The 23,848-nt window shown below is 60.4% G+C and carries 20 protein-coding genes and 3 pseudogenes; 7 read left to right on the forward strand and 16 right to left on the reverse strand.

Going from position 1 to position 23,848, the window contains the following annotated elements:
- Window positions 1-141 precede the first annotated feature (141 nt).
- The 6 genes from ACYAS9_RS17470 to speB all read right to left on the reverse strand — a co-directional run bounded on the left by ACYAS9_RS17470 (window position 142) and on the right by speB (window position 5,872).
- A complete protein-coding gene (locus ACYAS9_RS17470) occupies window positions 142-939 on the reverse strand; it encodes an ABC transporter substrate-binding protein (protein ID WP_463569530.1) in 798 nt (265 codons plus the stop codon).
- Window positions 940-971: 32 nt separating this feature from the next.
- The gene (locus ACYAS9_RS17475) at window positions 972-2,009 is read right to left on the reverse strand and encodes an isopenicillin N synthase family dioxygenase (RefSeq protein ID WP_463569531.1); all 1,038 of its coding nucleotides are present in this window, start codon (window positions 2,007-2,009) and stop codon (window positions 972-974) included.
- The gene (locus ACYAS9_RS17480; protein WP_463569532.1) at window positions 2,006-2,866 is read right to left on the reverse strand and encodes a sugar phosphate isomerase/epimerase family protein; all 861 of its coding nucleotides are present in this window, start codon (window positions 2,864-2,866) and stop codon (window positions 2,006-2,008) included. Before ACYAS9_RS17480 ends, ACYAS9_RS17475 begins: the two co-directional genes overlap by 4 nt.
- A gap of 42 nt (window positions 2,867-2,908) precedes the next feature.
- Window positions 2,909-4,411 (reverse strand): purine-cytosine permease family protein, encoded by a 1,503-nt coding sequence (locus ACYAS9_RS17485; protein WP_463569533.1) that lies wholly within the window; start codon window positions 4,409-4,411, stop codon window positions 2,909-2,911.
- A 118-nt stretch (window positions 4,412-4,529) separates the two neighbouring features.
- Complete coding sequence (locus ACYAS9_RS17490; protein WP_463569534.1) at window positions 4,530-4,916, reverse strand: nuclear transport factor 2 family protein; 387 nt, start codon at window positions 4,914-4,916, stop codon at window positions 4,530-4,532.
- Entirely contained in the window at window positions 4,913-5,872 is a 960-nt protein-coding gene (gene speB / locus ACYAS9_RS17495) for an agmatinase (protein WP_459749309.1), read from the reverse strand. The genes ACYAS9_RS17490 and speB overlap by 4 nt, the downstream gene beginning before the upstream one ends.
- Before the next feature lie 257 nt (window positions 5,873-6,129).
- Here speB and ACYAS9_RS17500 point away from each other — a divergent pair, with 257 nt between their 5' ends.
- Window positions 6,130-7,023: a LysR family transcriptional regulator gene (locus ACYAS9_RS17500; RefSeq protein WP_463569535.1), complete on the forward strand. Its 894-nt coding sequence runs from the start codon at window positions 6,130-6,132 to the stop codon at window positions 7,021-7,023.
- Window positions 7,024-7,159: 136 nt separating this feature from the next.
- Here ACYAS9_RS17500 and ACYAS9_RS17505 read toward each other — a convergent pair whose 3' ends face one another.
- Window positions 7,160-7,396, reverse strand: coding sequence for a hypothetical protein (locus ACYAS9_RS17505; RefSeq protein ID WP_463569536.1), 237 nt, complete (start codon window positions 7,394-7,396; stop codon window positions 7,160-7,162).
- Window positions 7,396-7,881 carry a hypothetical protein gene (locus tag ACYAS9_RS17510; protein ID WP_463569537.1) on the reverse strand — a complete coding sequence of 162 codons (486 nt, stop codon included), beginning with the start codon at window positions 7,879-7,881 and terminating at the stop codon, window positions 7,396-7,398. Before ACYAS9_RS17510 ends, ACYAS9_RS17505 begins: the two co-directional genes overlap by 1 nt.
- 233 nt (window positions 7,882-8,114) lie before the next feature.
- On the opposite strand from ACYAS9_RS17510, the gene ACYAS9_RS17515 reads away from it, so the two are divergent.
- Both ACYAS9_RS17515 and ACYAS9_RS17520 read left to right on the forward strand, forming a co-directional pair.
- The gene (locus ACYAS9_RS17515; RefSeq protein WP_463569538.1) at window positions 8,115-9,011 is read left to right on the forward strand and encodes an HNH endonuclease; all 897 of its coding nucleotides are present in this window, start codon (window positions 8,115-8,117) and stop codon (window positions 9,009-9,011) included.
- Window positions 9,012-9,278: 267 nt separating this feature from the next.
- Window positions 9,279-9,788 (forward strand): BRO-N domain-containing protein, encoded by a 510-nt coding sequence (locus tag ACYAS9_RS17520; RefSeq protein WP_463569539.1) that lies wholly within the window; start codon window positions 9,279-9,281, stop codon window positions 9,786-9,788.
- A 335-nt stretch (window positions 9,789-10,123) separates the two neighbouring features.
- On the opposite strand, the pseudogene ACYAS9_RS17525 reads toward ACYAS9_RS17520, so the two are convergent.
- The 5 genes and pseudogenes from ACYAS9_RS17525 to ACYAS9_RS17545 all read right to left on the reverse strand — a co-directional run.
- Window positions 10,124-11,086: pseudogene (locus tag ACYAS9_RS17525) on the reverse strand (methyl-accepting chemotaxis protein); the annotation flags it as partial.
- Between the two features lie 321 nt (window positions 11,087-11,407).
- Window positions 11,408-11,689, reverse strand: a pseudogene (locus tag ACYAS9_RS17530) (PAS domain-containing protein); the annotation flags it as partial.
- A gap of 258 nt (window positions 11,690-11,947) precedes the next feature.
- Complete coding sequence (locus tag ACYAS9_RS17535) at window positions 11,948-12,874, reverse strand: sugar ABC transporter substrate-binding protein (RefSeq protein WP_463569540.1); 927 nt, start codon at window positions 12,872-12,874, stop codon at window positions 11,948-11,950.
- 94 nt (window positions 12,875-12,968) lie between these two features.
- Window positions 12,969-13,910: a sugar phosphate isomerase/epimerase family protein gene (locus ACYAS9_RS17540; protein WP_463569541.1), complete on the reverse strand. Its 942-nt coding sequence runs from the start codon at window positions 13,908-13,910 to the stop codon at window positions 12,969-12,971.
- A 23-nt stretch (window positions 13,911-13,933) separates the two neighbouring features.
- Window positions 13,934-15,112, reverse strand: coding sequence for a Gfo/Idh/MocA family protein (locus ACYAS9_RS17545; protein WP_463569542.1), 1,179 nt, complete (start codon window positions 15,110-15,112; stop codon window positions 13,934-13,936).
- Between the two features lie 224 nt (window positions 15,113-15,336).
- Here ACYAS9_RS17545 and ACYAS9_RS17550 point away from each other — a divergent pair, with 224 nt between their 5' ends.
- The 3 genes from ACYAS9_RS17550 (at window position 15,337) to ACYAS9_RS17560 (ending at window position 18,340) form a co-directional block, all read left to right on the forward strand.
- Window positions 15,337-16,386, forward strand: coding sequence for a LacI family DNA-binding transcriptional regulator (locus ACYAS9_RS17550; RefSeq protein ID WP_463569543.1), 1,050 nt, complete (start codon window positions 15,337-15,339; stop codon window positions 16,384-16,386).
- A gap of 75 nt (window positions 16,387-16,461) precedes the next feature.
- Window positions 16,462-17,049, forward strand: a complete 588-nt coding sequence (locus ACYAS9_RS17555; RefSeq protein WP_463569544.1) for a DcrB/PsbP domain-containing protein — start codon at window positions 16,462-16,464, stop codon at window positions 17,047-17,049.
- Window positions 17,050-17,245: 196 nt separating this feature from the next.
- Complete coding sequence (locus ACYAS9_RS17560) at window positions 17,246-18,340, forward strand: diguanylate cyclase (RefSeq protein ID WP_463569545.1); 1,095 nt, start codon at window positions 17,246-17,248, stop codon at window positions 18,338-18,340.
- 3 nt (window positions 18,341-18,343) lie between these two features.
- Here ACYAS9_RS17560 and ACYAS9_RS17565 read toward each other — a convergent pair whose 3' ends face one another.
- The 3 genes and pseudogenes from ACYAS9_RS17565 to ACYAS9_RS17575 all read right to left on the reverse strand — a co-directional run bounded on the left by ACYAS9_RS17565 (window position 18,344) and on the right by ACYAS9_RS17575 (window position 21,144).
- Entirely contained in the window at window positions 18,344-19,060 is a 717-nt protein-coding gene (locus ACYAS9_RS17565; protein ID WP_463569546.1) for a hypothetical protein, read from the reverse strand.
- 188 nt (window positions 19,061-19,248) lie between these two features.
- Window positions 19,249-19,486: pseudogene (locus ACYAS9_RS17570) on the reverse strand (LuxR C-terminal-related transcriptional regulator).
- A 353-nt stretch (window positions 19,487-19,839) separates the two neighbouring features.
- Complete coding sequence (locus ACYAS9_RS17575; RefSeq protein WP_463569547.1) at window positions 19,840-21,144, reverse strand: MFS transporter; 1,305 nt, start codon at window positions 21,142-21,144, stop codon at window positions 19,840-19,842.
- A gap of 2,015 nt (window positions 21,145-23,159) precedes the next feature.
- On the opposite strand from ACYAS9_RS17575, the gene ACYAS9_RS17580 reads away from it, so the two are divergent.
- Entirely contained in the window at window positions 23,160-23,792 is a 633-nt protein-coding gene (locus tag ACYAS9_RS17580; protein ID WP_463569605.1) for a methyl-accepting chemotaxis protein, read from the forward strand.
- Window positions 23,793-23,848 lie beyond the last annotated feature (56 nt).

Consider the following 23,848-nt stretch of genomic DNA (forward strand, 5'->3'; position numbering starts at 1 on the left):
GCTCAGGGCTGGCACGTAACCTGTAGGAGCGGGGGGGGGCGGGCCCCCCGGCGGGGCGCGCCCCCCAGCCATGTGAAAAGCCCAACACAAAACCCAAAAAACCCCCCCCCCCCCCCCCCCCCCCCCCCCCCACGGGGGGTGTCAGGCGGGGTCCAGGTTGTACTTCTTCAGCAGTTCGCTGTACTCGCCGCTCTGCTTGTAGGTTTCAACCACACCACGCAGTTTCCCCAGCAACTCGGTGTTGCCCTTCTTCACATAAATGCCGAGGGTCTGCGGGTACAGGGATTTTTCCGAGCTGATCACGATCCGGCCACGGGCCTTGTCGACGATCATTTTTGCCGCCGCCGAGATTTCCAGGTGCGCCTGGATATTGCCGGACATCAAGGCCTGCGAGGCTTCTGCGGTGGTCGGAAATTCGCTGATGGCGATCTCGCCCTTGTTCTGCTTGGTGCAGTAATCGGCCGACACCGCCTTGAGCTGGTTGACCCAGTTGGTGCCCTGCTGCAAGCCGACTTTCAGGCCGCACAAGTCTTCAGGCTGCTGCGGTTTGGCGGTGCTGTCGCTGCGCACCATGATCGCTGCGCCGACTTGCGCGTACGGAATCGCGTCGGCCTGCTTGGTGCGCTCGTCGGTGATGTACATGCCGGAAATGATGGTGTCGAAGCGGTTGGCGTTCAGGCCCAGGATCAGGTTCGGAAAGCGGGTGTCGACGAACTCGACCTTCAGGTCGCCCAACTGCTTGGCCAGCGCGGTCGACACCTCAGGGTCAAAGCCCACCACCTTGTCGCCGTCGTAGGACTCGAACGGCGGGTAAGAAATCTCCATGCCGACCTTCAGCGTACCGGGCGTGGCGGTGGGCGCGGCCTGCACGCTGCCGGCGAACAGGGCAGCGCCCATGAGCACAGAAGTGGCAAGGCGCGAAAACGTGGTGTTTGGCATAGTCGTCATTCCAGATTGAGGGAAAAGGCAGATCACGAAGTCACGCTCTGGTTTTTCAGGTGCCCGAAGCTTGAAGGCTTTCTGGCGTGCTGCGGCAAGGCAATCTGCCCGTCGGCGACACGCTGGCGAAGGTACTGATACGTCTGCAAAGCCTGGGCCCACATGTGCTCGCCAATGGCGATGGGCGCGTAGTTCTGCTCGCCGGCCGCGAACGGCGGCAGCGGTTTGATCTGGGTGTGGTAGTCGCAGGCATAGAACAGCGGAAACGAATAACGCTCCTGCTTGACCTTGCGCACCCGGTGCGCGGTGGCGACAAAGGCGCCGGCGGTCATCACCTCGAGCATGTCGCCGATATTGACCACGAAGGCACCGTCTACCGGCGGCGCATCGATCCACTCGCCCTGCTCGTTCATCACCTCAAGGCCCGGCTGATCGGCCTTGAGAATGGTGAAGCACTCGTAGTCGGTGTGCGCGCCGATGCCCGGTGCATCCTGTGCGTCGCCATCGAACGGGTAATGGATCAGGCGCAGCTTGGACGGCGGAAAGCAGGCCATGTCGTCGAAGGCATGTTCATCCAGGCCCAGCGCCAGGGCAAAGCCGCGAAACAGCTGATGCCCCAGAGCAAACACCGCCTTGTAGTAGGCCTGCACCGCCGTCTGAAAACCCGGCAGGGTTGGCCAGTTGTTCGGCCCCAGCAGCGGCGTGCCGGCGAGCACCAGCGGGTTGTCGGCGGGCACTTCAAAACCGATATCGAACGCCTCTTTATGGTCCGGCTTGCCGGTGCCATACACCTCCTCGCCTTCAGGCACGAAGCCCTTGTGGCTCTCGGAGGCGCCGATGTAGTGCTGCATCTTGGCGTCCAGCGGCTGGGCGAAATACTGCTCGGCGGCGCGGTGCAGGTTATCGATCAGTTCCGGTGCAATGCCGTGGCCGGTGATGTACAGAAAGCCCACATGCCGGGCCGCCTCGCCGAGGGCCTGGGCCACCGCCTGGCGATCTTCCAGGCGTTCGCTGAACAGACCGTGGATATCGACCACGGGAATGCGGGTGAAAGCAGAACGTTCACTCATGGCAGCAGGCTCTCTGGACGGTTGGAAAAGACAGTGAAATGTTCGCGCTCGGTGCGGCCCATCCAGGCGTTCAGGCCCCACAGATCGGCCACCGGCACATCGGTGAACGGCAAGTGATGCAGGTAACCGTCGGGACCGAACTCCGGCGTCAGCGTGGTGCCGGTGTAGCCGCGGGCCTGTTGCGAACGCCAGATGGCTTGCCAGTGCTGCTGATGAAAGGCCAGCGCAGCGGCGTATTCCGGCGCGCCCGGATGCGGCACTTGCGGGCCCTGGTCATAGCCGACCCGGGCCTGAATGTGGTGCACGCGCTCGACAAAGGCGCTGAGGTCATCGGCGGGATCGTCGAGCAGGCGCTCGCAGGTCACCACCCAATGGCTGATATCGCTGGTGAAGCGCAGGTCGGGCACTTGCTCGATCAATTGCAGGGTCAGCCACGGATTGAACAGCGAGCGCGCGCGATGGGTTTCAAAGCTGCAGGTCAGGCCGCTGCGTTTTGCGATCTCCAGCGCCTCGGCGAAAAAGTCGACCTGTTGAGCCAGCGGCCAGCGGTCGTTGCCGGCCAGCACATTGACGAAGCGTGGTTCCAGTTCGGCGGCCAGTTGCAGCTTGCGGGCAAAGTCCGTCAGGTGCTCGGCCGGCGTCGCCGACTGCAACGGCAGCACCGGCGTCGAGGTAAACAGAATGGCGATGTACGGCACGCGGTTATCACGCAAGAACGCCGCGAACGCCGCGCGCTCGGTCGCGTCTTCGGGGATGCGTGCCTCAAAGCCATCGAAGCCTGCGGCACGCGCCTCGATCAGCGCCTGTTGCCAGGTGCCGCGATAGCCCCACAGCGTACGAAAGATTTCCAGTTTCATGGGCAAACCTCGCCGCCTGTGCCCGTTTGGGCACAGCACGGATCACAAATGGGCGGTAGCCGGTTGAGTGACATTGCTCATGGCCTTGCGGCCCAGCATCGGGTGCGCGCCCTTGGGGCCGTACACCGAAGCCGGCTCCGGAAACGTGCGCAGCAAAGTCAGGTACAGCAACGCGGCAAGGCCCAGCGTGATCGGCAAACTGATGTCGATACCGCCCGCCAGCTCGCCCAGCGGCCCGACAAACTGCCCCGGCAGATTGACAAAGCACAGGCCCACCGCCGCACTCGGAATCCACGCGCCCAGACCGCGCCAGTTCCAGCCATGGTGGAACCAGTAGCGCCCGCCGCGCTGGCCACGGGTGAACACCTGCAAGTCATCGGCGTGATAAAAGCCGCGACGGCTGATCAGGCCAAGGATCATCACCACCATCCACGGGCTGGTACAGGTAATGATTAACACCGCGAAGGTCGACACGCTCTGCACCAGGTTGAAGGTGAAGCGGCCAATGAAGATAAACGCAATCGCCGCCACACCGATCAACAGCGTGGCGCCGGCGCGGCTGAGCAAACGCGGGAACATGCTCGACATGTCCAGCCCGGTGCCATACAACGCCGTGGTGCCGGTCGACAGGCCGCCTATCACCGCAATCAGGCACACCGGCAGGAAGAACCAGCTCGGAGAAATCGCCAGCAGGCCGCCGACATAGTTATTTGCCTCGATGTATTGCGGCGCCTGAGTCGCGACCAGCGTCGCGGTGCACAGGCCGAACAGGAAAGGAATCAGCGTGCCGGCTTGCGCCGCCAGCACCGCGAGCATGATGCGGGTCTTGGCGGTGTCACGCGGAATGTAGCGCGACCAGTCGCCGAGAAAGGCGCCGAACGACACCGGGTTGCTCATCGCCAGCAACGCTGCACCGATGAACGCCGCCCAGAAGCCCGGTTGTTGCAGATTGACGCTGCCGGCATAGCCCGCATCGAACGGACCGGCAAACGCCAGGATGCCCAGCAGAAACAGCAGGCTCGACGCCCACACCGCAATCTTGTTGACCCACAGCATGAAGCGAAAACCGAAGATGCAGACGATCAGCACCAACACCGCGAACAGCCCGTAGGCCAGGCCCAGGCTGAAGTCGGTTTCCGGCAGGCCTACCAAGCGCCGAGCGCCGCCGACCAGCGCGTCGCCAGAGCTCCAGACCGAGAGGGAAAAGAACGCCACTGCCGTCAGCAGAGACAGAAACGAGCCGATGATGCGCCCGTGGACGCCGAAGTGCGCCCCGGACGACACCGCGTTGTTGGTGCCGTTGATGGCGCCGAACAGGCCCATCGGCGCGAGAATCAGCGCGCCCACCGCCACGCCCAGAAGAATCGCCCAGACCCCGGCCTGGAACGACAGCCCGAACAACACCGGAAAACTGCCCAGCACCGCCGTGGCAAAGGTATTGGCACCACCGAAGATCAGGCGAAACAGATCGATAGGGGAAGCGTCACGTTGGTTGTCGGGTATCTGCTCGACACCAAAGGTTTCGATACGCGTCGAATGGCTCATGTGTTGCTCCAGCGCCTGTCACGGTTGTTGTAAGGCCAGCGCAGGCACGCTGACCCTTTATGGCCGCCCGTTGACCCCGGGCGGAGGGTTACTGCTATTTTTTATAATGTCGCGACGGTTAGCCCGTCACTTCCGACAGATGCTCATGCCAGGCCAGCCAGCGCTCGCCCTCATAGCGAAACACAATCGTCTCACGCTCTTTCAAGCGCAGTTCTTCGGTACCGATACGCACATGGGTCGCTACGTCATGCATGAAAATCGCGGCATCACCCTGCACATTGACGTAAGCGTTGCTCGACTCGCAGCCCAGCACCGCAAAGCCGTCGACCTGCCATTGCTGCCACAACGCTTCATACTCGGCCCGCGAATTCAGCGGCTTGGCCAGGGTATGAAAGACAAAACTGGCGTCAGGACTGAAACAGTCGAAATAGCGCGCCGTGTCGTTGCTGGCAAAGGCCGCGACCAGCGCCGCAGCCGCCTCGAGAACCTCTGTTTCGCGGCTCATCGACGGATAACGCCGGGCAGCACACAGAGCATTTCGTACAGCAGGTTGGCGCCCAGCAGCGAGGTATTGCCGGTGGTGTCATACGGCGGCGACACCTCGACCAGATCGCAACCGATCAAGTCCAGCCCCTGACAACCGCGAATGATCTCCAGCGCCTGGATCGTGGTCAGCCCGCCGACCTCCGGCGTCCCGGTGCCCGGCGCCCAGGCCGGGTCGATGCCGTCGATGTCGAAAGACAAGTACACCGGCCCGCCACCGACCTTCTCGCGCACTTCGGCCATCAGCGGCGTCAGCGACTTGTGCCAGCACTCCTCGGCCTGCACCACACGGAAACCCTGCTTGCGGCTCCAGTTGAAATCCTCGGCGGTATAACCCTGAGCGCGCAGACCGATCTGCACCACACGGTCGCTGTCGAGCAAGCCTTCTTCCTGCGCACGGCGGAACGTAGTGCCGTGGGCGATCTTCTCGCCGAACATATGATCGTTGACGTCGGCATGCGCATCGATATGCACCAGCCCGACCTTGCCGTGCTTCTTGTGAATGGCGCGCAGGATCGGCAGCGTCAGCGTGTGATCGCCGCCCAGCGTCAGCGGCACGATGCCGTGGCCCAGAATCCGGTCGTATTCCTGCTCGATGATGCGCACGGCATCCAGCAGGTTGAAGGTATTGATCGGCACATCGCCAATGTCGGCCACGTTCAACGAATCGAACGGCGCGGCACCGGTGGCCATGTTGTAAGGACGGATCATCACCGACTCGGCGCGAATCTGCCGTGGCCCGAAACGGGTGCCGGAACGCAGCGAGGTGCCGATGTCGAGCGGAATACCGATAAACGCTGCATCCAGCCGATCGAGTTCTTCGGCGGCCTGGATATGAGGCAAGCGCAGCATGGTGGCGATGCCGCCGAAACGAGGCATCTCATTGCCGCCCAAGGGCTGGTGGAAAGTCGTGTCCACGGGGTGGCCTCACCTTGTTGTCATTGAAGTGACCCCATTCTGGTGACGCCCCGCAGCCAGAAGAATCGCTGCCAGCAAATAATCAGTTCAGAGATTTCTAAACTATCCGCGGATACACTAGTGGCACATTCAGCCCTGCCTCGTAGGAGCGGCTTCAGCCGCGATCGGCTGCGCCAGCAGTCGTAAAAATTTCAGCGTTTCACAAATACCTGCAAGCGCAACACACCCAACAAGAACCAAACCACCCCGGAGCCCTCATGTCCTCTGCCCTGCCCGACCTCAAACTGCTGCGCATCTTCGCCTGCGTAGTACGCCATCAGGGCTTCGCCGCAGCGCAGCAGGAACTCAACCTCTCCACCTCCGCCATCAGCACCTACATGAGCCAGCTCGAAACCCAACTCGGCCTGGTGCTCTGCCACCGCGGCCGCGGCGGCTTCAGCCTGACCAGCAAAGGCGAACTGTTCCACCAGGAAACCCTGCGCCTGCTCGCCGAACTCGAAGGCTTCGAACGCTACAGCGCCGCCCTCAAAGGCGAACTGCGCGGCACCCTCAACCTCGGCGTGCTCGACTCCACCGTCAGCGACCCGGCCCTGCCGCTGGCCGACGTCATCGGCGCCTACAGCAAAGAACACCCCGCCGTACACCTGCACCTCTCCGTCCTCAGCCCCGCGCAACTGCAACTGGGCGTACAGGAAAACCGCCTGGACCTGGCGATTGGCGCCTTCTCCGTGCGCATGAACGGGCTGATGTACCAGGCGCTGTACCGCGAACAACACTGGCTGTATTGCAGTGACCGGCATGAGTTATTCGAGCAACGGCGGATTCCGGCTGAGGTGATCACCCAGCAACGGATGGTCGGGCGCGGGTACTGGAGCCAGGCAGAGTTAGCGCGTCACGGCTTCAAACACAGCGCGGCGACCGTGGAATCGATGGAGGCGCAACTGATACTGGTGTTGTCGGGCGCGTATATCGGGTATCTGCCGGAACACTACGCGCAGTTCTGGGCGGATCAGAAGCGGTTGAAGGTGTTGCTGCCGACGACGTTTGGGTATCAGGCACCGTTTTCGTTGGCTTTGCGAAGGGGACGGTCGAGGGAGCCGTTGATACAGAGTTTTCGGGATCGGTTGAAGGGGTGGTTTGAGGGGGAATAAATGGGTCAGAGCGGACTTCAAGCCTGGCATAAAACCCGTGGGAGGGGGCTCTGCCCGCGATTGAGTGCGAAGCGCTCATAGAATTTTGCGCAACGCTGAAACGTTCAATCGCTGACACATCCGATGGAGAACACGTTCAACCACGATTGACATGGCGGTCGCGCTCAAAAAACAGAGTCAACCCCGTCAGCCACATCACCAGAAAGAGGTTGAACGGATCGAATCCGCTCGATGACGGCATGACCGCAAACGAACCTGCCAAGCCAATCACCACCAACACAATACCCAGCCATTTACGGTACAGACGCTGCTTGAGCCCGTAGACCAAAGTGAAAGAAAGCGTCACCGCAAAACCGAAGACCAGGTTATCCATCAAGCACCGCCTTCAGGTTTGATCAAAATCGACTTAAGCGAACGTTGCGGACCAATGCCACCGCTGACCGACGCTTGCACCGAGAAAATCACATCACCGGCGTGATAACTGCGCAGAGTGTTCTGGGCCTGGTAAGTGGTCGCCCCACCTGCGATCAACGCCGCTGCGCTATTAATTGGCTTGATCGCACCTCCGGCGGCACTTCCCATTAATCTGGAAACTGTAATTCGTTGGCTATTGAGTGAGTCGGCCTGTTCTCGGAGCAAAGGTTTGGAGATACGGATCAGGATTTCACACGGACGCTTGCCGGCTTGCATGCGGTCATAGAGTTCGACAATCAGATCGTAGGCCTGGCGACATCCGGCGCCGAGTTCGCAGAGAAAGATTTCTCGGAGATGGGGGCGATCCTCGGGAGTGACAGTGAATGCAGTCGCCGTGAAGACAATGCCGAAATGGCCTTGGTATTGGGATTTGGTGGATTGCATAAGAGCGGGTCCGAGTTCGTGGGTCTGGGGAGACTGCATGAATGTCTGGGCCGCTGGATAAGGGTTGGCTAGAAAAGGACGAGGACTACGGGAGATTGGGATTGCTCTGACGAAAAATCTCTACTCAAGCATGCCAATTCATCATGGCGTTTTGATCTTAAAAGAAGTGGCATCGTCGTGGAGGCTGCTGCACTATCCATTTTCCTACAGACTTGACGGAAAAGGACTGCGCAGTGACTCAGGAAATCTCACAGAAAATTTCTCCTACGGCTTTTGCATCGCAGCAATTGGAAGCCGGAAAGGTTTACACCCGTGATGATCTTCGAAATCTTTTCCATATCACCGCGTCTAGCCTCAACACAGGCATCTTCAAACCAGCGAATTTTAATTCTGTTTGGCTTTTCGTAACAGAGCACAAAACGCCAGATCGCACTCAATATGAGGATCTTTTAGAGGGTGACGTGCTCTACATGGATGGCCAGCTTAAAGGAATGACCGACAAACTGATTAAGGAGCATATTGAGCGCGGCCTAGAGCTCATAGTTTTTTATCGCAAGAAAAAGTATGAACACCCTGGTGCAGGCTTCAGATTTGAAGGTCGATTCCTTTATCAATCTCATAAGGGGTCAGGCCCAACTCAGTTTATCTTGCATCGTGAACCACCCCAACTCCCCACTATAGCCAGTATTGAAGCCGAGCTAGAACTTCAAGAAACTTTTGATCCTACGAATGTGGTAGATGCGCGCAAGCGCACACTCGCAACCATTGTTCGTCGCCAAGGTCAAAGCGCGTTCCGTAAAAAACTGTTGAAAGCCTACTCAAGTCAATGTGCTGTCACCGGCTGTAAAGTTGAGGCTTTGCTGGAGGCCGCACATATTGCTCCATATATGGGCGAGCAAACGAACGTAGTCAATAATGGTTTGTTGCTTCGTGCAGACATCCATACGCTATTTGATCTCGGGCTCCTATGGATTGATCCCGACACTTTTCAATTGAGCCTAAAAGTTGAACTCAAACACAGTGAGTATGCATCGTTAGCGGACACCGTAATACGGCTTCCCGACCTTCTGGTAGATCGTCCAAGTGTAGAAGCTCTAAGATCACGTTGGCAGCTGCGAAAATCACTGTGAGCGATGTGGCTAAGTTGCTCAGAAATACATAGGCATTACCGATCCAGCTGATATTTCCTACATGAATCTCAGCTGCTCCCGCATTCCTGAACCCGCTTGCGTTCCGTATCCTCTGCCACCGGTGCCTAAGAAACACCCAACGTAGAAATCGCAACCCAAGGCTTCTTCCTACATTAGTGGAATGAGCCTTGGGTTGCGCCGTTGGGATTTCTTCACCCCTCTCTACGTTGGTCATCAGCACCGCTCTCTTAAACGTAGAGGTCCATCATGAAAAACGATCAATCCAGCTCCATCCCCCACATCTTCATCCGCCACACCCGCCAGCTCCGCGTCCTCCTCCTGGAAAACCAGGTCTGGTTCTGCGCCCGCGATCTCAGCAAGCTCATCGCCTGGCCTTTAAACGAACGCACCACCTTCAAACTCGACCCGGACCAGCGCCGTACGCTCTGGCTGGAAAGCCATGGCGAGTGTGAGCAGGAGTTGATGATCAGCGAGTCGGGCGTGTATGTGCTGCTGGTGCATCATCACCATCCCGAGCATCGCAGCCTGCGGCAGTGGATTACCAATGAGGTGGTGGCGGTGCTGCGGGATGCGCAGCCGTCGATGCCGGAGCAGGCGCCGGTGTTGAGTGTGTTGCAGTTTCCGGGCGTGTCGATGAGTTTGCTGCATTGGCAGAGCGAGCCGTGGATCAGGTTGCGGGATGTGCCGCAGGTGTTGCCGGTGCCGGAGGGTGGCAAGGGTGGTGGGGCTTGGTGGCGGGGGTGTGTCGGGCGGTAGGCAGTCGGGCGGCGATTCGTTTTGCCCGTGACCGAGCGTAGCGCTTGCGCAAATCGGCGGCGCCTGATTCCCGGCTGAAGCCGGTCCTACGGGTTGATGCCGATCAGTTAAGGTACAACACGGTCTCGTAGAGTGAGGCGGATGGCCGCCCCCTTAGCTCGCGAATGCTGAGGTACAGCCACCATAAATGTGCTGATTTTACCGGCCCTTTCGCGAGCTCTACGCTCGCTCCTACAGATCCGGTACCAGACGAAATATCGGCGAAACCGTCTTAACTGATCGGCATTAGTGCTACAGGTGCCACCCTGTCGCAACACGTTTCTTTGCTGTCTGGTTTAGCGACTAAACCGCTCCGCCAAGCTGTGCAGGTACTGCGCCATCTCTTCCAGCTCACTGCTGATCACCGACCCCTGCTCCGCCTGCCCCGCGCTCTGATCGCACAGCTGCGCAATCCGCGTGATCTGCTGGCTGATGTTTTCGGCCACATGGCTTTGCTCTTCCGACGCCGAGGCCATTTGCTGGCTCATGCCGGTGATGCGTGTTACGGCCTGGCTAATGCCGTCCAGGGCTTGTTGCACCGCTTCCACGCTGGCCACGCTTTCTTGCGAGATTTGTCCGCCACGGCTGGCGGTGGCGACGGCGCGGTCGGCACCGTCGCGCAGGGAGGTGATGATTTTCTGGATTTCTTCGGTGGACGACTGGGTGCGCGAGGCCAGGCTGCGGACTTCGTCGGCGACCACGGCAAAGCCTCTGCCCTGTTCACCGGCGCGGGCGGCTTCGATGGCGGCGTTGAGGGCCAGCAGGTTGGTTTGCTGGGCGATGGAGGTGATGACGTCGACCACGCTGCCGATCGATTGGGTGGCGTTGGCCAGCTCGCCAACGGCGTTGCCGATTTCGCTGACCGAGTTGGCCATGTGCCGGATCGCCAGCAGGCTTTCGTCGGCCAGGTTGCGCCCTTGCTGGGCGAGTTTGTCGGCCTCTTCGGCGGCGTGGGCGGTGTTTTGGACGTTGTGCGTCACTTCCTGAATGGTCGCGGCCATTTGATTGATGGCGGTGGCCGACTGGTCGGTTTCGTTGCGCTGTTGATCGAGCGAGCGGGCTTGCTGCACGGACAGTTGCGCCGACTGGCCGGCGCGTTGCTTGACGCTTTCGCCGGTGTCGACCAGCCGCGTGAGGGCGGTTTGCAGGCGGGCTTCGCCGCTGAGCATGGCCAGGTCCAGTTGCGCTTGCGGGCCGCGGTTGTCGCTGTAGGTCAGGGCCACCAGCGCGCTGGTAAACGATTTGGGGTGTTCGTCGAGGGTTTTCTGCAGGCTGCGCCGGTGCCGCGCTTCGAGGTAGATGCCCAGCCCGAGCATGACCACCAGCATCAGCGCCAGAAACGGCGTGTCATCCAGCAGGTAATTACCGACGACCAGAAACAGGGCGGCGAGGATCATCGGCAGCTGGCGCAGCAGGTGGTAGGCCGCGCTACTGCTGGTCGACACGGCGGATTTGCCGGCGCGCAAGCGGGCATACAAGGCTTCGGCGCGGCGTACCTGGTCGCGGGTGGGCAGCGAGCGCACCGACTCGTAACCGACGATGCGGCCGTTTTCATACACGGCGGTGACGTAGGCGCTGACCCAGTAGAAGTCGCCGTTCTTGGAGCGGTTCTTGACGATGCCCATCCAGGGCTTGCCCTGCTTGATGGTTTCCCACATGTGCGCGAACACCGAGGCCGGCATGTCCGGGTGGCGCACCAGGTTGTGCGGCTGGTTGATCAGTTCTTCGCGGGTAAAGCCGCTGATGGCGGCGAAGGCGTCGTTGCAGTAGGTGACGTGGCTGTTGAGATCGGTGGTGGAAATAAGCCGCTCGTGGGCAGGAAACGTTCTTTCGTTCTGGGTGACGGGCATATTCAAACGCATCGACTGCAACCTCTCCTGATGAAACTGAAAATTTCCTGGCACGCTTGAAGGTTTGGCATATCGGCGCGATAGCCCGATGAGCACGGCCTGTGGCTGCCAGACCGTACTTGCAAATCAAGCGTAGCGAAGAAACCCCGGCGAGCAAGTCACGCCAGTTGGAGGGAATCGGCGCGCCATTGGCTTTCTTGAGGAGGCGCAGAACAAGAACGCTTTAAACACGCTCCCGGCGACTGCGCAGAAGCGTGTTTATCGCGCACGCTATTTAAATAGCTGCTGATACGTCGCCAGATTATCGGGAGTGATCAATGTATACGGCACCCAGACATTGGCCTCCACGGCCTGGCCCTTGATCATCTTCACCGCCGCCTGCATGGCGCTGTCGGCCTGGCCCATGGGGTTCTGGAATACCGAGCCCGCCAGCAGGCCGCGCTTGATGGCAGCCTGGCCGTCGGGCAGGCCGTCGACGCCCATCACCGCCACTTCACCCTTGGCCTTGCCGGCCTGTTGCAGGGCCATGGCCGCGCCGATGGCCATTTCGTCGTTGTTGGCGGCGATGGCATCGAATTTCGCCCCGGCCAGCAGCCAGTTGCTGGTCAGGTCCATGCCTTTGTCGCGCTGCCATTCGGCGCCCTGCTCTTCGACCACCTTGATGTTCGGGTAGTCCTTGAGCACATCTTTCACGCCTTGGGTACGGCCACGGGTGGAGTTGTGGACCAGGTCGCCGAGGATGATTGCCAGGTTGCCTTTGCCGCCCATTTTTTCGGCTAGGTAGCGCATTTGCAGTTGCCCCGCTTCAGTGTCGTTGGATGAGACGGCAACGACGCCGGCCGGCAGTTGTTGTTCGTCGGGGCGGCGGTTGACGTACACCAGCGGGATCTTCGCGGCGGTGGCGGCGCGGGTGATATTGCTGGCGCCAGCGGTGTCGACCAGCAGTACGATGATGGCGTCAACGTTCTGGTTGATGAAGCCGTGTACCTGATTGAGCTGGCGCACGACATCGCCCTGGGCGTCTTCGACCTGCAGGCGCACGTCGTCTTTCTTGCCGGCGTCTTCCAGCGCACGGCGCACCCAGGTCATGAAGTTATCGTCAACCTTGGCGATGCTGACGCCGATGCGGTATTGCGCCTGGGCGGGATTACCCAGCAGCAATAGCCAGGTGGTGAGCAGCAGGTAAAACATTCGCATGATGGTGTCCTTTTGTTGTTATTGGCGCGGATCATCGAATTGGATAGCGGCGGAGCAGTCCGTGGGAGCGGCCAAGCCGCTCCCACGGAATGGCTTACATGCTCAAACTCTGCTTGAGCGCATCCACCGAAGTGCGGATACCGGCTTCGACACTCATGGTCAGGTCTTCCATTTCCAGCGAGACGTGGCCGTCGTAGCCGAGCATACGGATCACCGAGAAGAATTCGCGCCACCATTGCAGATCGTGGCCGCAGCCCACCGCGACATAGTTCCAGGCGCGGGACACGGTGTCGGTGACTTCCTTGGTTTCCAGCAGGCCGTTGATGTCGACCAGGCCGCGCTCCAGGCGCGAGTCCTTGCCGTGCACATGGTGAATCGCCGGGCCCAGGGCGCGGGCCGAGGCGATGGGGTCGGCGCCCATCCAGAACAGGTGGCTGGGGTCCAGGTTCAGGCCGACCACCGGGCCCACCGCATCGCGCAGGCGGAACAGGGTTTCGGGGTTATAGACCAGCATGCTGCTGAAGTTTTCCAGGGCGATCTTGTCGACACCGTGGCGGGTCGCCTTGGCCACCAGTTTGTCCCAGTACGGAATGGCGACGTCGTTCCACTGGTAGTTGAGGTAGGTCTTGAGCACCGGCGGCCAGCTGACGGTGTAGCAGATCCAGTTGGGCACCTTGTCTTCGGCGGTGGCCGGCGGCAGGCCGCTCATCATGATGACCTTGTTGACGCCCAGTTCTTCGGCCAGCTCCATGGTGCGCTCGGTGACATCGCGGTGGGTGGCGCCCAGCTTGCCGGGGTCCAGCGGGTTGCCGGAGACGTTCAGCGCGCACAGCTCGATGCCGCGGCTGTCCAGCGCGTGACGGAACTGGCGGCGTTTTTCGGCGCTTTCAAGCAATTCATTGAGGCGCAGGTGCGGCGCCGAAGACCAGCCGCCGGTGGTCATTTCCACGGCGCTGATGCCCAGCTCGCCCACGGTGTCGAGCATCTGTTCGAAAGGCAAGTGCCCGAGGCTGTCGGTGACGTAAGAGAGTTTCATGGTTGGAGGCCTTTGGTTTGTTGTTATTGGAAAGCAACCCAGGTCGCGCCGGCGTCTGCCGAGCGCACGCAGCTCTGAATCCAGCGAATGCCGTCGATGCCGGCCTCGATGTCGGGGTACACCAGCGCGGCCAGTGCCGCCTCGTCGCCACGAATGCGCGCGTCGATGGCCTGGGCAATCTTCAGGTAGATGTTGCCCCACGACTCCGACAGCCCTTCGGTGTGCAGCGCGCCGAGACGGTTGTAGGCGTTGCAGTCGTCGTCCAGGTACGGCATGCCGTGGTTGAGGATCTGCGCGGGCTGGCCCTGCACTTCATAGCGCAGCTCGTTGGGGTGGTTTTCCCACCATTCCAGGCTGGCCCTGGCACCAACGATGCGAATACGGTGGCCGTCCATGCTGCCGGCGTTGACGGCCGAGGCCCAGAGCGTGCCGACCGCGCCGTTGTCGTAGTGCATCAGGCAGCGGGCGTTGTCTTCCAGCGGGGCGCGGGCCTTGATAAAACTCTGCCGGTCGCAAAGCACTTCGGTGATGTTCAGGTGCGGCAGAATCAGCCGCGACATGTAATAGGTGTGGGTCGACAGGTCGCCGAGCACGAACGACGGGCCGGCGACTTTGGGGTCGATACGCCATTTCTGCGCTTCGACCTGCTTGTCGGCGCTGTCGGTGGCGCTGAAGCCGTGGGTGTATTGCAAGTCGACGATGCGGATGTCGCCCAGGTCGCCCCGCGCCACCATCGCGCGCATCTGCATCAGCAGCGGGTAACCGGAGAACCCGTAGGTCACACCGACAATCAAGCCTTTGCTGTGCGCCAGAGCGCGGATTTCTTCGCCCTCTTCAACGGTGAAGAACAGCGGTTTTTCGCAGATCACATGCAGGCCGGCTTGCAAGGCGGCCTTGGTGATTTCGAAATGCGTGCCGTTGGGGGTTGCCACCGACACCACTTGCACGCCATCAGGTCGTGCCGCTTCGGCTTGCAACAGGGCGCGGTAGTCGGGATAGCAGCGCTCTGGCGCCACGCCCAGGTTGACGCCGAAATCCAGGCCACGCGCCGGGTCGATGTCGAAAGCTCCCGCCACCAGTTGGTAAGCGGTGTTGTCACGCAGCGCACCGGTGCGGTGCTTGTAGCCGACCTGTCCCAACCGGCCGCCGCCGATCATGGCCCAGCGCAGGGGTTGCTGAAGAATCTTTTCACCGTTGATCATCGCTTGACCTCTTGTTGTTGTGATTGAACCGTCGCTGCCTTGCAGCCGCTCGCTTGATGCAATTGCGATAGTTTTTTGATAGCTTCCTTTCACTTTGCGCAGGTACCCTCAGGCAAAGCCCGGCTGGGCTTCAAGAAAGAAATTACCTACACACAGATGATAGAACCTATCTTTTTATGATTTAATCAAGATAGGTATAGCGGATAATATTGAGGTATTTTTTGATGTCAAGTCATTCTCCAACCATGATGGATGTCGCCCGGGTGGCTGGCGTGGGTGTCGCGACGGTGGACCGCGTGCTTAACCGACGCGCGGCGGTACGCAAGAACACCGAGGAAAAGGTCCTGAATGCGGCGCTTGAGCTGGGTTTTTCGTTGGAGAAGTTCAAGATCTTCGAGGAACTTACAGAAGCGGCGGCGCCTTCCAGGCCGCGCGTCCCGGCAAAGCGCCTGGCGTTTGTATTGCTCAGGCAGGTATCAACGTTCTATCAAGAACTGGAGAAGGTCATCCGCACGCAGGCGGCTCGATCCGAGTACATCGCGGGCGAACCGGAGGTGCTGACGCTGGAACACGAGTCGCCGCACGAGATCGCCGCCCTGTTGCTGGAACTGGGCAGCCGCAATGACGCCATCGCGCTGGTAACCCTGGATCATCCGGCGATCAACCAGGCCATCGACACGTTGAGCCGCCAAGGCGTGCCGGTGTTTTCGCTGGTCACCGATGTGACCGCCGCGCGCCGCGCCGGCTATATCGGCATCGACAACCGCAAGGCCGGGCGCACCGCCGCGTGGGCGATTTCACGCATGAGCCACACGACGGGCAAAGTCGGGATTCTGATCGGCGACCACCGCTTCTTGTGTCAGGAACTGTGCGAGATCAGCTTTCGCTCATGGTTTCGTGAACGCGGTGCAGGTTTTACGGTGCTGGAAACTGAACTGACGCTGGAGCGCCCGGACCGTGCTTATGAAGTGACGCGCACCTTGCTGGCAGCCCATGCGGATTTGCGCGGCCTGTATGTCAGCGGCGGCGGCATCGAAGGCGTGGTGCAGGCGCTGCAGGAAAGTGGACGCCAGCGCGAGGTGGTGGTGATTTGCACGGACCTGACCGAAACCACCCGCGCAGCATTGATCGATGAAGTAGCGGATGTGGTGCTCTCGCACCCGCGTGAACGATTGATCGAGGCATTGATCGAAGCTGTGTCCGGTCATCAGGAAGGCGCTGGCACGCACGTGCGGCTGCTGCCGTTCGATGTGGTGACAACCGAAAATTTATGACCTCGCCACAGGCAGCCCACGCCCCATTCAGGCAAACTGCGCGCCCTTCTGCACCCACCGATCAAGGTTTTTACGATGCCTATCCCGCGTTTCAACTCCGCTCTGCTGGCCCTTCTGCTGAGCACCACGCTGGTGCCTGTGGCGGTGCAGGCCGAAACGCGGGGCAAGCCTGCCAAGGCCGCCACCGCCAGCCTCAAGGTTTCGTTGTTGGGCGGCAAGCTGGCGTTCACCTTGCCTGCCGGCTATATCAAGGATGAGATGCCGGAGGTCGATGCCAAGGCGCGGGCCGAGGGCGTGAGCGGCGCGATGTATACCCATCAGGCCGAAAAACGTGTGCTGATCGTCACCGAAACGCCCATTCCCGTAGGCGTCGAGGCCAGTGACGACGACGCCCAGGTGCTCGACGAATTGACCGCCGCCGCCCTGACCCAGCAAGGCACCAGTTACCAGAATGTGCAGCGCCTGGGCGAGCAGCGCATCGTCAAGGACAATGGCCTGGGCGTGCGCCAGCTGGATGCTTCGGCAACGCTGGGTGGCGCCGAGGTATTGAGCACGACATTGCTGGCGGCCTCGGGCAAACGTTCGGCGGTGCTGAATGTGATTTCCAGCGCCAAGGACCCTGCCGCGCATGAAGCGGCGGTCAAGATCGTGATTGGCAAGTAAGACGGCTAGAACGCACTTTTCAAGCAGCCCTGGATGAATCATTGATGAATTTTCAAAGCCGCGACCGGTTATTTATCTGATAGTTCCATAATAATGGCCGAACGCTCTTCCCATGCCCTTGACCACAGGCGAAACTCCGTCTGGCGGTCAGGCAGTCTTTTTCTGACCGGGCAGTACGGAACATCCGGTAGGAATTATGGAAAATCAAAAAGGGGATATTCGTCAGGGCAAGGGATTGTCATTTGCGCGGCGCATTTATCTGCCGCGCGCCATTGGCCTGGCTGTCGGTTCGCTGTGTGTGGCAACGGCGCTTTATCCTCTGCCGCCGGCTCACTGGGTCTGGGCCTTACTGGTGCTGCATGCGTTTGTCTGGCCACACCTGGCCTGGCAATGGGCGCGGCACAGTGCCAACCCGTACAAGGCCGAACTGCGCAATATGCTCTGCGACTCGTTTGCCGGTGGCGTATGGGTCGCCTTGATGGGGTTCAACGTGCTGCCGAGCGTTGCCATTCTGGCAATGATGGCCATGCAGAATATCGCCGCCAACGGGCTGCGCCTGATGAGCCTGGGCCTTCTGGCCAATCTACTCGGCGCACTGCTGTGCTTTATTGTCGTGTCGCCGCTCGTTCAGTTGGTCAGCACCCCGCTGGAGATTTACGCCTGCCTGCCGCTGCTGGTGATCTACCCGATTTTTGTCGGCTGGATGGGCTACAAGGTCGCGCGCAAGCTGGCCGAGCACAAACGGATTCTCAGCCGGCTGAGCCGCACCGACAGCCTTACCGGGCTGATCAACCACGGCTCCTGGAAAGACCTGCTGCAAATGGAGTTCAGCAAGGGCCGCAGCCTGCACCGTCCGTGCTGCGTGGCGCTGATCGACATCGACCATTTCAAGGCCATCAATGACCGCTACGGCCACCTTGTCGGCGACTCGGTGCTCAAGCACCTCAGCCAGGCGCTGCGCGACAACATTCGCGACACCGACCTGGCCGGCCGCTACGGCGGCGATGAATTCGGTCTGATACTGCCCGGCACTCACCTGTACCAGGCGGTCGACATTCTTGATCGCCTGCGCCAGGTCGTGGACAACCACTGCGATGCCCGAATCCCCGGGCTCAAAGTGAGCCTGAGTATCGGCATCGCCGCCTTCGAGAGCCATATCACCGATGCTTCCATGTGGCTGCACGCCGCCGATCAGGCGCTGTACACCGCCAAGAGCAGTGGGCGCAACCGGGTGGTCGGCGCCTCGGTGGACAAGCCCGACAGTCAGCCGCTGGTGCTGCAGATAGTTTGACCTCTAGTGCATGGTGCCCGGCTCCAGCTGGGTCATGACGTACTTGAGCAGCCTTTTCGGGCCCCGCGCCTCAAGCAGCGCCAACACCGGCTCGCCGAGGTTCAGCGGGCCATAGATGGCTTCTTCATGGTCCAGATGGCTTTGTTGCGCGATGCGGTAGCTGGGCGGGTAAACGCTGCGCTCGACCGGCAGCAGCGCGTCATGATGTTCCAGCAGGCCACAAAACATGATGCGCCGTTCTACGCTGCCGCGCGTGGTCTCGATCAAGCGGGAGAAGAACATGCCGTCGCGCTGGTGCAAGGCCAGTAGCGCCACATAGCGCTCGACCAGAATGAACGGCGCGTTCTTGTCATAGATCATCCAGCAAAGGCGTTCGCGACTGGCCGCACGAAAAGGGTTCCAGGAAGCGCTGCGGCGGTTGTGATAGCCCAATGCATAACTCAAGACCTTGTCGGCCAGGGTACGACGCGCAGGCCCGCACAGGGTTTCCATGTCCTTGAGCAAGGGCGCCTGACGCCCCAGTCGCTCAAGCTCACGACCCAGCCGCACAAAGACACCCTTGGGACCGAGCAGGCGGTCGTGCAACTCGTTCAGCTTTGCCTGGGACATCCTGGCCTGACGCTGCGACAACTTGCGAAACGCTTGCAGGCAATCAGCTTCCGACACTTCATACATCGAAGCGGCAGAAGGTTGTGGGTGTTGATCAAGACTTACGGCCATGAATTAACTCCTTGTCAGCGAGATAAAAGTTCACGACAACGCTTTGCAGGGCACCCCTGAACACCCTTTACGGCTTGTCGGCATCGTGACTTCCTTGTGATTATGTTGAGTCATACCTGCCTCGCGCATAGCACGACAGGTCGGCGTCAGGCGTTGAGCAAACGGGTAATAAGACGATTATCTAAGAATTACGTCACTGCACAATCCGACAGATGTAGGGGGTCAGTCAAAAGGTGGTGTCAGAACACCGCCCGTGCAATGCCCGACCAGTTCGGTGCGGCTCTTGACCCGGCACTTGCGCAGCAACGACGAGACATGATCGCGCACCGTATAGCCGCTGATGCTCAGCTGTTCGGCGATTTCCTTGTTGGTCCGCCCCTGCAACAGCAACCTCAACACCTGCCGCTCCCTGATCGTCACGCACATGATGCTTCCTCTGTTTTTTTGTCGCTTCCCTGGTTTGACGTGCCCGCTATCTTATTAATCTGCAACCACTCCCTTCCCTGAATGATCTTCATGTTGCTCTGCAGTTTCACTCACGCCAGACGAATGAACCTGTCTGTTATTTATTGAAGTAGATAATTCCTACAAACAACAGAGATACATCCTCAAACTTTAATATCCAAATCCCACACAGCCACTTATTCAACACACATTACGTGTACAGAGTTGATAACCGCAGAGTTTTTCACGCACTAGAAACGCATCAGGCGCAAGATAAACTTGCGCCTGATCAATTACAATCAACCCGTTACATTTGGATCCATTTAGTTACACCATCAGACGGTGCCCGCCTTGATGAGCAGGTTCTGCCGGGCGCCGAACACCACCGCTGCGAACACGCCGACCATGCCCATCACCATGCAGTAGGCCACGCACACCCAAGGACTCCAGGGCATCAGGCCGATCAACAACAGCGGCGTGATACTGGCCCAGAGCGCATAGGCAATGTTGTAGGTGAACGAAATGCCCGAGACGCGGATGCGCGCCGGAAACAGACCGACCATCACCGAGGGCACCACGCCGACAATGCCGCAGCACAGGCCCGCCAGGGCGTAGGCAATGCCCGGCGTCAGCCATTGTTCGATCAGGCTGGCGTACAGCAAGCCGATGCCCACCGGCAGCAACAGGCTGTACAGCAGCACGCTGCGCCAGGCGCCGATGCGGTCGACCAACAGGCCGGCCAGCACGCAGCCGATGTTCAGAAACACGATGCCCAGCGCGCTGAGGGCAAAGGTGTGGCTGGCGGTAAAACCGAAGCGTTGCTGCATGACCGTCGGCGTGATCACCACCAGCACCACCACCGCCGAGGTCAGCACGCAGGTCAACAGCGCCGCCGGCAGCAGCGCCTGGCGATGCTCGCGCAGCACCTGGCCCAGCGGCAGGCGCTTCATGTCCTCGCGCTGGGCGTGCAAGGCCATGAACACCGGGGTCTCGCTCAGCCAGCGGCGCAGCCACACCCCGACGACGCCGAATACCCCGCCCAGCAGAAAAGGAATGCGCCAGGCGTAATCGAGAATTTCTGCCGGGGTGTAGACCCGCGCCAGCCACGTGGCCGTCAGGGCGCCGAGCAGGTAGCCAAACGTCAGGCCGGCCTGCAACACGCCCAGCGCATAGCCACGATGGCCATCGGGCGCGTGCTCGGCGACAAATACCCAGGCGCTGGGCACTTCGCCGCCCACCGCTGCGCCTTGCAGAATACGCAGCCCCAGCAGCAGCAACGGTGCCCAATAGCCGATTTGCGCGTAGGTCGGCATCAGGCCGATCAGCAGGCATGGCAGGGCCATCATCAGGATGCTCAAGCTGAACACCCGCTTGCGCCCCAGCCGGTCGGCAAAATGCGCCATCAGGATGCCGCCCAGCGGCCGGGCCAGATAGCCGGTGACAAAGATGCCGAAGCTTTGCAGCAGGCGCAGCCATTCGGGCATCTCGGGCGGGAAGAACAGCTGGCTCAGGGTCAGGGCAAAGAAGACAAAGATGATGAAGTCGTAGATTTCCAGCGCTCCACCGAGCGCCGCAAGGCCCAGGGTCCGGTAGTCGGAGCGGGAAAAGGGTTGGGGACGTGGTCGAACAGTGGCCGTCATTGGGCACCTCGAAACGTGGCAGTAAAGAGCGCCCGGCGCTCGAAAGGCGCGAAGAATAGCAAAGCTGGCCCGCACCGCCATCATCACCCTTTGGCAAATCACAACAAAAAATCGCACCAGATAAGTGCGAACACTTCCTATTTCCTCACAAGAATATTTTTTGCATCTCTAAAAGCGACATTTGCTGATGAGATTTTCCCACCGCCATCGCAACGAACGCTCTACTTCAAGGCACGCCCTATAAACGCGCACCAAATACGTGCCTTCTGGTCCTCACCCTTTCAATTAGTAGCAACCCGACCAAATTCGGCGATGGAGCTTCATAAAGGCAGGCTTCTTTACCCCGACGAACGGTCAAGACCCAGCCTTTGCGGCCTGTTTCATCCCTGCGACAGGTGACTGGTTAGTCATCACACAACTGTAATCAATCTGAAGCGAAGCGTCTGGCGCGGAGTTTGCGTAGTGATGGCTATCTGATGTTTGGCTAAAAAGGTATTGGCATGACCCTATACAGCGAATCCATGCACCTCTCTTCTGCTGAAAAGCATTGGCTGCCCTGGCTGGGCAAAACCGGAAAGCTGGCTCTGGGCCGCTCGTGCAGGCTTAACCGCTCGTTTTATCCAGTGGTCGAACGCACCTTTGAATCCATCGCCGAAACCCGCGTGCGCCTGCTGCAACACTGGGCTCAGGAGTATTGGGATCACCTCAAGGAACTGAGCACACAGTTGCGCGGCAATGCGCTCGATCACCTCGATGCCAGCCTGCTACAGACCAAGCTCAGCCAGGCGCGGGACTTTTCCGAACTGTTTGTCGTCGACCCGAGCGGCGTGGTGCTGAGTTCGACCTGGGCCCAGCGCAGCGGCCGCCATGAATACAGCGGAGCCTTGGCACGCGGTCTGGAAAAGCCGTTTTTGCATGGCCCGTACAACGACCCGTTGACCTTGAAGATCGGCCCGTCTTCGTCGCGCTTTCACGATGAAGTGACGCTGATGTTCTATCAGCCGCTGGTGCACGACGGTCGTGTATTGGGCTGCCTGTGCGGCCGGGTGCCCAACGATGTGCTGGGTGACCTGATCCAGCGCGAGGCCGGGCATGTGTACCCCGAGTCCGGCGACAACTACCTGTTCATGGCCAAGGCGGTGTTCGAGCCGAACATCGCGCCGGGCACCGCGCTGTCGCGTTCGCGTTTCGAAGACAACGCCTTCACCCACGGCGACAACCTCAAGAGCGGGGTCAAGACCGACTGGGGCACCGTGCGCATCAACCAGCACACCGAACTGGAATTGCGCTTTACCGACCCGGCCACCGGGCAATTGCACCCCGGCGTGCGTGAAACCATTCGCCAGGGCTCGAACCTGTTCGTCACCTATCCGGGCTACGCCGATTACCGGCACATTCCGGTGATCGGCAAAGGCGTGACCTTCCAATTGCCAGGCTCCGTCGATCGCTGGGGCATGATGTGCGAAGCCGACCTTGAAGAGGTCTACCGCCGCCGCTCGCTCAGTCATGGGTTGATGAAGCCGTATCTGGCGACACTGGGCGGGCTGTTCGCCTTCAATTATGCGTTGCAGAACTACAGCGGCCTGAACACCTGGATGATCGAGGGCCTGCAGGTGCTGGCCGTGATCATCACCGCCACGACATTCTGTGCCTTGGGACCCAAACGCCTGGCCGCGCGCCTGAACGACATGACCGAGGTGATCCGTACGATTGCCGAGGGCGAAGGCAACCTGCGCCAGCGCCTGGATGCCTCACGCATGGCCAACGATGAAACCGGTGACATGGGCCGCTGGATCAACAGCTTTATCGACCGCCTCGATGCGGTGGTCGGCCAGGTGATCCAGGCGTCGCACAGCATGGGCAAGACCAACGCGCAGATGCTGGGCAGCAGTCAGCAAGCCAGCCACACCTCGACCGAGGTGACTGAGGCGGTGAACCGCATGATGAACATCGTCGAAGGGCAACTGGGCGAGATCCAGCAAGCGTCGATGACCGCCGAGCAGACCCGCCTGGCCATGGATGACGTGGTGCGCCGCGCCCGCGAACAGTTCGAGGCGGCGCGGGTCGGCACCCAGTCGATTCGCGATGTGGTCGAGCGCTCGGCGTCCAGCGTGCAGTCGCTGGATGCGCGCATGGGGCAGATCGGCACCATCATCGGCCTGATTACCAACATCACCAACCAGACCAACCTGCTGGCACTGAACGCCGCCATCGAAGCTGCGCGTGCCGGCGAGCACGGTCGTGGCTTTGCGGTGGTGGCCGATGAAGTGCGCTCACTGGCGGTACGCACCGCCGGCGCCGCCGACGAGATCCGGCAGATGGTCGAAGGCCTGCAAAACGAGACCCGCGAAGCGGTGGCGTTCATGGAAAGCGGCGTGCAGGACGTCGACAACCACCTGCGCACCAGCGTCGACGCCTCCAGCGAAAACGCCCAGTTGCATCAGGAGGTGGAAAGCATGATCACCATCATCCAGCAACTGAGCGAACGCAGCATGGACTATGGCAAGACCATCGAACGGGTCGACCTGGCCAGCGGCGAAATGCGCCAGACCGTCACCGGCCTGCAAAACAGCGCCGAGATCGTGCGCCTGAACGCCAACAAACTGCAGAAACTGGTGGGGCAGTTCGAAGTGAGCAAAGTGGGATAACGCCGCAAATCTCGTAGCAACTGTGTTGTGTTCTCAAGCCACATGCGCGTCAGCCT

The organism is Pseudomonas sp. HP_08 (assembly GCF_055284095.1).